The following is a 7,357-nucleotide window of genomic DNA, read 5'->3' as shown; positions in this document are numbered from 1 at the left end:
GCTCCACCAGCCCGGGCCGCGGCGGGCCCACGGCGGCACACCAGCGCAGGTCACCGGCGCCTGCCCGCACGGCGGTGGTGAGGACCGCCAGCAGTGCGTCCGAAGAGGGAGCGCCGGACAACGGCGGTGGGGCGCTGCGGCGCGCCAGCAGCTCCGCGGGCGCCGGCCGGTCCTCCGACGGCTCCGGGACGCCGGCCCGACCGGCGGGATGCACCGGCCCCCGCCGGTCGGGCGGCGGGATGTGCACGGCGGCCAGCGGGTTCTCGGCGAGTCCGTCCAGCCGTACGCCGGGCTCGCCCACTCCGAGCGCGCGGGCCGCCAGGTACAGCGCGGCGGCGGCGTGCCCGGTGTCGAGGAGCAGCAGGGGCCGCGCCCGGTGGCCGTAGTGGGAGGCCGTGCGCCGTGCGGTGACCGAGAGTCGGGCCGTCATGCCCGGTGGCGTGCCGTCGGGTTGCCGGCCCAGGCGGTGCACGCGGTGGCGCAGCGGGTCGTAGCCGTAGCGTCCGGGCGGCAGGGAGCAGCCGGCGCCGACGGTCAGTTCGGTGTCCACCGGGTGCAGGGCACCGGCGGATGGAACGGGCCGCAGCCGTCCGGAGCCGTCCGAGGCCGCCAGGGAGAGGCGCAACAGGACCTGCACGTCGAGATCCGCCGGCCCGGCCTTCGGAAAGGCGATCTCCGGGCCCGGCCAGGCCCGGACGGCACCTCCGGCAGGTGTGTCGGGGCCGGGGAGCTCCGGGGAGCGGGCACGGGCGAGGGCGGCGACGAGGTCGGGCGTGTGGTCCTCGCGGACGTGTTCCACGGGGACGGCCCTCACATGTGCGGCGGAGGCGCCAGGGTGAAGTCCTGCGGCGCGCTCGGCGGGTCGGTGCGCCATCCGCGTGCGACGGCGGCCTCGGACAGACGCGGGCAGCCGAAGTAGCCGAAGGCGGCCGGGGCGTTGGGCAGGAGCCCCGAGACGAGGACCCTGGCGACGCGCAGGGTGGTCTCGGCGATGTCCTCGGTGGTGAGGTCGAAGGTCATGATCCGGTGGCCGCCCGCGCGCAGCGCGTTCTCCAGCCGCTCCCGGCTGCCGGGTTCGACGGCGTCGACGGACACGGTCCCGAGGGCCGGTCCGGTGAAGCGCCGGGCCTCGGCGGCCATCCGCTCGTCCAGCCACACCTGTACGTGCGCGCCCAGGTCCCGGACGTGCTCGAACTGCTCGCCGCACGCGTCGAGGTAGCGCCCGTCGGCCCGGTGCTCCAGGTAGAGCCCGCGGGCGAGCAGCCCCGCCTCGACGGCCTGGAAGACCCAGCCGTCGGAACCGGTCAGGCCCTGGGTGAAGACCCAGGTGTGGACGGCTTCGAGGACGGCCTTGCGGGCGGCTTCGGCCGGGTCGTACTTGCAGGCGAAGCCGGCGGCGTACAGGCCGAGGCGCGGGTCGTGGACGAGGGCGGCCATGCAGGGGGCGAACTCCGAGTGCATCTCGACGATGTGGACGTCGAGCGCGGACCCGGCGAGGTCGTCGGCGAGGCCGGGCACGCTCGCCGGATCGATGCCCCGGGCCGGGCCGTCCAGGTGCCACCACAGTTCCAGGGCGTCCCGTTCGACGATCTCCAGCAGGCCGCGTTCCACGGCGTCGTCGAGGCCCTGGCCGGTGGCGATGCCGGCGTAGTTGAGGTGATGGGTGCGGGGCAGCTCGCGCAGGTCGCCCTGGCGCCAGTTGAGGTGGGTGAGCGACACGGGTGCCCAGACCTCGGCGGTGGTCCCGTCGGCGAGCGCTTCCCTCCCGCGCGTCCACAGGGCCGGGGTGTCGGCGGTGAGGGGGCGGTAGGGGAACTTCTCCCGGGCGTACTGCCAGGGCGCGTAGGCGGGCAGGTCTCCGGGGCCGTACAGGCGCAGGCCCTTCTCGGCCAGTTCGGCGGCGGTGGCGCGCAGGGGCGCGTCGGGGTGACCGGGCGGCGGCACGCGGTTGCCGCAGTACCGCTCCACGCCCTCGGCTATCGCGGCGGTGCGGGCCTGCCCGGGGTCGCCGAACGTGGTGCCGAGGGAGACCCGGTCGGCCGGCCACAGTCCGAGTCTGCGGGCGTCGGATATCTCGGCCGTGAGGGCGGTGTAGCGGGGCGGGGTGCCCGGGGGGTGCTCGACGGGCTTGACCTTGCGGACGATGCCGCAGACGGGGTCGACGAGTGCTTCCAGCGGCAGCGCCGTCATCGCAGGATCTCCTGTGCGGGGTCGGTGGGGGTGGGGCGGGACGGGAGCACGTGCAGAGTGAGGGCCACCGCGGCCGGGTCGACCTCGCGCCGGGAGGCGAGCAGCCGGTGGGCCGTCACCGGGTCGTCGCCGGTGTGGGGGTTGCGGGCGTGGGCCGGGAAGTGGTGGCCGGCGATCTCCAGGCGCAGCCGGGTGCCGGCTCGCAGCCGGCGCGTGAGCCGGCCGAGGCCGATGGTGAACCCGGCTGCGCGGCCGGCCGGTTCGGTTCGCCGGACGATGCCGACGGCGAGCCGTTCGGCGTTCCCGTCCGGGGTGAGTGCGACGAGCCGCGCGGCCCAGTCCGCGGACGGCGTGTGGGCGGTGGCCCGCAGTCGCGCGCCCACGGGGCCGACCACGTCGATGGGACGGGGCAGCGGCGGGGTGACCAGCACACAGCGGTCCGGGTGTCCGTCCGTCGGTACGGTCAGGTCGTCGGACCGGACGGGCCGGCCGGGGTCGGCGGTGAACGCTGAGCCGTGCAGCAGCCGGGGCCGTTGTGTGCGCGGTACGCCGTCGGTGGCGGCGGGCAGCCACAGGTCGGCTCCGCCCAGTGCCGTCGCGCCGTGGTGGCCGGGGGCGAGCGCGCCGGACAGGGCGCGGCGGGCCCAGCGTACGTACAGCTCGCCGAGGTTCAGCCGGTGGGCGGGCCCCGCGTCCGGGCCCGGAGCCGAGAGGAGGCTGTGCCCCCAGGGGCCGAGGAGCAGTCGCGCCGAGGGGCCGCCCCAGGTGCGCCACAGGGCGACGGTGTCGTCGGTGAAGTGGTCGTGGTGGCCGCCCACCGCGAGCAGGGGCGGCCCGGCGTGTGCGGCCTGTGACAGGAGGCGCCCGCGATCGTGGTGGCGCCACAGATCGGCCCAGGAGGGCAGGCTTCGGCCGAGCCGCTCGGGCAGAGCGGTCAGGGGCAGGTGGGTGAGCAGGCCGGGGTCCGTGGCGAGGGCCTTGTCCAGGGCGCTCTCGTCGGAGTCGCGCCGGTCGCCGTGGGCGGCCCACCATCCGGCGCGCGGGCGCAGTCGTTCCACGCCGGACGCCTCGCGCGCCGTCTCCGCGAGGCCCAGGGCGGGCACGGCCGCGATGACGGCGTCCGGCCGCGCGTCCCGGGGTGCGTCGAGGGCGAGGACGAGGGCGCAGTGGGCGGCGTAGGAGGCGCCGGCGGCCACCAGCCGGCCGTCGCCCCAGGGCTGCCGCCGGATCCAGCGGGCGGTCACCGCTCCGTCGGCGGCCTCGTTCGCGTAGGGGTGCCACTCCCCCGGTGACGCGAAGCGGCCCCGCACGTCCTGGACGACGGCGGCGAATCCGTGGCGTGCCCAGCCGCACGCCTCGTCCCGGTGCCGGGCACGGTCGTAGGGGGTACGGACCAGGACGGCCGGGAAGGGGCCGTCACCGGCGGGGAGCCGGACGTCGGTGGCGAGCCCGTCGACGGCCGTGCTGAACGCCGTCATCCGTGCTGCCTCGGCATCGGTGCCACGTCGGGCACCGGCAGGACGGGGTGTTCGGTGACGGTCAGGGTGCGCAGGTCGACGCGGCGCAGCCGGCGTCGTGCCGGGAGACCGGCCGTGTCGGGGGCTGTGGTGGCCCACCGGGTGAGATCGTCGGCGAGCAGCGCCGCGAGCAGTGTGGCGGCGGGGACGGCGAGCCGGACCGGTGCACCGAGGGTGCGGGGCCCGGTCCAGTACGCGGCCAGTTCGCGGTGAGCGGGGGTGGCGGCGAGCCGGCGGGAGCGGATGTGGGCCGAGGTGACGTCTCCGGGGCCGGCGGCGACCGGCTCGACGTACGCCTGCCAGCCCTCGCGGTGGCAGCGCAGCCAGGCGACGCCGTGCTCGGGCAGCCGGTCGGCGGCGTCCCACAGCCCGTCGGGCACGGGTCCGTCGAGGCACCACACGACGGCGGCGGGGGCCGTGGCGAGCAGGTCGTCGACGTCGGCCGGTGACGTGGTGACGGCCGGAGCGGTGCGCGGGTCGGCGCCCAGGGCCGTCAGGTGCGCGGCGAGGGGACCGGTGAGTACCGGGTCGCCGATGAGCCGGATGTGCCGGCGGTCGGCCGGCCACTCGGCGGGCGGGATGCCGTCCGCCAGGAAGCCGGCCTGTTCGAAACCCCGGATGAGACGGTCGAGTTCGGTGTCCGTCCGGGTCGTGGTGTCGTCGCCGGTGAGCCGGGAGAGCAGGAGCCGCTCGTCCGCGTCGCCGGTCCTGATGGTGAGGAAGTCCCCTTCGGGAGTACGGACGGCGAGACCTCGCCCGGGTACGGCGACGACCTCGGCACCGGGTACGAGTCGGCGGTGGGACACGGCGTTCCTCCTGGCGGCGGGCTGGGGACGGGCGTGGGCCCGCCCGGAAGGCAACGGGCGGGCCCACGGTCGAGGGAGTCGGTCCCTCGCTTACTCCTCGGTGTCCTCGAAGGGGTTCTCGACGAGCGCGTTGGAGTGGGAGGCCGAGTCGTGAGCCAGCTGACCCGGGTCGACGATCGGCGCGAAGACCTGCTCGTTGTCCATGAACTCTCCTTCATGTCAGGGAGATACGGCGTTCGGATGAGCGCCGTGACATCACGCTAATGAATCTGATTTTCATATTCAAGAGCTGTGATGGGGTGATCTGGGTAACACACCGGCCATCCCCCTTCCGGATCCTCACCGACCCGGCCCGCCACCTTGAGGACCTCCGCCAGCAACCCCGGTGTGACGACCCGCTTCGGCGGCCCGTCGGCCACCACACGGCCCTCCCGCAGCGCGACGATCCGCTCGGCGAACCGGGCCGCGTGGGCCAGGTCGTGCAGCACCATCACGACGGTGAGCCCGCGCTCTTCGCGCAGGCGCACCACGGTTTGCAGCACGTCGAGCTGGTGGTGCAGGTCCAGGTAGGTGGTCGGCTCGTCGAGCAGCAGGACGCGGGTGTCCTGGGCGAGCGCCATCGCGAGCCGCACCCGCTGCCGCTCGCCCCCCGACAGCGCGTCGACGTCACGATCGGCCCACTGCTCCACCCCGACATCACGCAGAGCCCGCCGCACGACGGGATCGTCACCCTCGCGCAGCATGCCGAGCGGGCCGCGTGCCGCGTACCGCCCCTGACGTACGAGGTGACGCACCGTCATGCCCGGTACGGCCGGGGCGGACTGGTGCAGCAGCGCCACCCGGCGTGCCGTCGCGCGCCGCGAAAGCCGGGCGAGGTCGTCCGCACCCAGCAGGACGCGCCCCGCGTCCGGCCGCAGCAGTCCCGCGGCCAGCCGCAGCAGGGTCGATTTGCCACAGCCGTTCAGGCCGATGAGGGCGGTCAGTTCGCCCGGCCGGACGGTCATGTCGACGCCCCTCAGTACGGGTCGCCCGGGATAGCCGAAGTGGACCCCCTCGACATGGATCCCCACGGACTCGGTCATGCTCTGTCCTTCGGTCGGCTTCAGAACGTACGGCTCGGCGTGCGGCGCACGACGACCAGCAACAGCGCGGCGCCGAGGCAGGCGGTGAGGGCCCCGACCGGCAGCGTGAGCCGGCCGGCGTCCAGCCCGGGTGCCGGCAGCCGCGAGGACAACTGCGCGGCGGCATCCGCCCCGCACACCACGACCGCGCCCACCAGGGCGGCGCCGGGAAGGCTCACCCGCAGGTCCGCGCCGAAGACGGCCACGGCCAGATGCGGTACGAGAAGCCCCACGAAGCCCAGCGCCCCGACGGCGGCCACCGCGCCCGCCGTCAGCGCCACCGCGCACAGCAGGGCCAGGGTCCGCGCCGGACGGACGGACAGGCCGGCCGTGAGGGCGATGTCGTCGCCGCAGCGCAACAGGGTCAGCGGTCCGGCCAGCAGCCAGGCCCCGGCCCCCCAGAAGAGCGCCCATGGCCACAGCAGGTGCCAGTGCTCCCACACCCGGCCTTCGGTGGTGCCCACCAACCACTGGACCACGCTGCCCAGTTCACCCGGCTCCACCAGGAGCACCATGGCGGTGAGGCCGCCGAGCACCGCCGACACCAGCACCCCGTGCACGGCGGTCTGCGCCGGGTCGCCACGGCCGCGGCCGGTGAGCAGCCACAGCAGCGCCGCGCCGGCACACCCGCCCGTACAAGCCGCGAGGACGACGGCCAGCGGCGCGTCCCATCCGGCGAGCCCCAGGGCAGTCGCGCAGACGGCCCCGAGGACCGCGCCCGGTGTCACGCCCGTCACCTCGGGCCCGGCGAGCGGGTTGCGCAACGCCGACTGGAGGATCAGCCCCGCCACGGCCAGACACGCGCCCGCCCCGAGGGACACCAGCAGTCTGGGCAGGCGCAGTTGGAAGAAGATGTGGTGTGCCGTCGCGTCACCGCCGCCGTTCACGACGTCCCAGACCGCGCCCGGGGACATGCCGCGCCCTGCCACCAGTTCCACGCCGGCGCACCCGACGGCCAGGGCCGCCAGCGCCACGAAACGCCGGGTCACCGCGCGTCCTCCGTTCCGGTCGGCCGAGAAGGGAAGGGGCGACTCCCGCCGGCCCCGGCTTCCTCTCGGCGAGCATCGTTCGGGGCGCCGGCGCGAGGGACGTCGTCCAACGCGCCGGACGCAGCCGTCCGTGGGCCGTGCGGCGCCTTGCGCACGGACGGGGCGGACCGGGCGGACCGGCCGCGGCCACCCGACCGCATCAGAGCGACCCCGGCAGGAACTCCCAGCAGGGCCGTCCAGGCACCGGCCGGCGTCTCCACGGGGGCCAGCGCCAGCCGGGCCGGGACGTCGGCGACCGTCACGACGGCGGCGCCCCAGGCGGCGGACCACGGAAGCCAACGCACCGCTCCCGCCATGGGGTTGAACCACCGGGCCAGGTGCGGGGCGAGAAAACCCACCCACGCGACAGGCCCGCAGACCGCGGTCACGGGGGCGATCAGCACCACGGCGATGGCCAGCGCGGCGAGCCGCGCCCGCCGGGCGCGCACCCCCAGCGCCTCGGCGTCCTCGTCCCCCAGCCGCATCACCGACAGCACCGGCGCGCACAGCACGAGGGCGGGAACCGCGACGAGCAGCCACGGCCACAGCCCCGCGAGGTCGTCCCAGGTCCGGGCGGAGAGGGAGCCGAGCAGGTAGCGGTAGATGAGCTGGAGGTCCAGCTGGTCGGCCATGACCATCAGCACGAGCAGCGCCGCCTGCAACGCGGCGGCGACCGCGGCGCCGGTCAGCAGGAC

General features: G+C 75.6%; 7 protein-coding genes and 1 pseudogene. All 8 read right to left on the bottom strand.

Features of this window, described 5'->3' with window-relative positions; genetic code table 11:
* Positions 1 to 799: pseudogene (locus tag AB0E85_RS39475) on the bottom strand (SagB/ThcOx family dehydrogenase); the annotation flags it as partial.
* A gap of 11 nt (positions 800 to 810) precedes the next feature.
* Positions 811 to 2,190, bottom strand: a complete 1,380-nt coding sequence (locus tag AB0E85_RS39470) for a YcaO-like family protein (RefSeq protein WP_361937588.1) — start codon at positions 2,188 to 2,190, stop codon at positions 811 to 813.
* The gene (locus AB0E85_RS39465) at positions 2,187 to 3,668 is read right to left on the bottom strand and encodes a CocE/NonD family hydrolase (RefSeq protein ID WP_361937587.1); all 1,482 of its coding nucleotides are present in this window, start codon (positions 3,666 to 3,668) and stop codon (positions 2,187 to 2,189) included. The genes AB0E85_RS39470 and AB0E85_RS39465 overlap by 4 nt, the downstream gene beginning before the upstream one ends.
* On the bottom strand, positions 3,665 to 4,513 hold the full coding sequence (locus tag AB0E85_RS39460) for a hypothetical protein (protein ID WP_361937586.1): 849 nt from the start codon (positions 4,511 to 4,513) through the stop codon (positions 3,665 to 3,667). Before AB0E85_RS39460 ends, AB0E85_RS39465 begins: the two co-directional genes overlap by 4 nt.
* Before the next feature lie 90 nt (positions 4,514 to 4,603).
* On the bottom strand, positions 4,604 to 4,717 hold the full coding sequence (amiA, locus tag AB0E85_RS39455) for a streptamidine family RiPP (RefSeq protein ID WP_244310224.1): 114 nt from the start codon (positions 4,715 to 4,717) through the stop codon (positions 4,604 to 4,606).
* Positions 4,718 to 4,773: 56 nt separating this feature from the next.
* Positions 4,774 to 5,595 (bottom strand): ABC transporter ATP-binding protein, encoded by an 822-nt coding sequence (locus AB0E85_RS39450; protein ID WP_361937585.1) that lies wholly within the window; start codon positions 5,593 to 5,595, stop codon positions 4,774 to 4,776.
* A gap of 20 nt (positions 5,596 to 5,615) precedes the next feature.
* Entirely contained in the window at positions 5,616 to 6,623 is a 1,008-nt protein-coding gene (locus AB0E85_RS39445) for an iron ABC transporter permease (protein ID WP_361937584.1), read from the bottom strand.
* The coding region (locus tag AB0E85_RS39440) for an iron chelate uptake ABC transporter family permease subunit (RefSeq protein WP_361937583.1) at positions 6,620 to 7,357 on the bottom strand (738 nt) is incomplete at its 5' end. The genes AB0E85_RS39445 and AB0E85_RS39440, both read right to left, overlap by 4 nt.

It is taken from the genome of Streptomyces sp. NPDC029044 (assembly GCF_040637495.1).
Taxonomy (GTDB): Bacteria; Actinomycetota; Actinomycetes; order Streptomycetales; family Streptomycetaceae; genus Streptomyces.
This window is presented reverse-complemented; position numbering and strand designations above follow the sequence as displayed.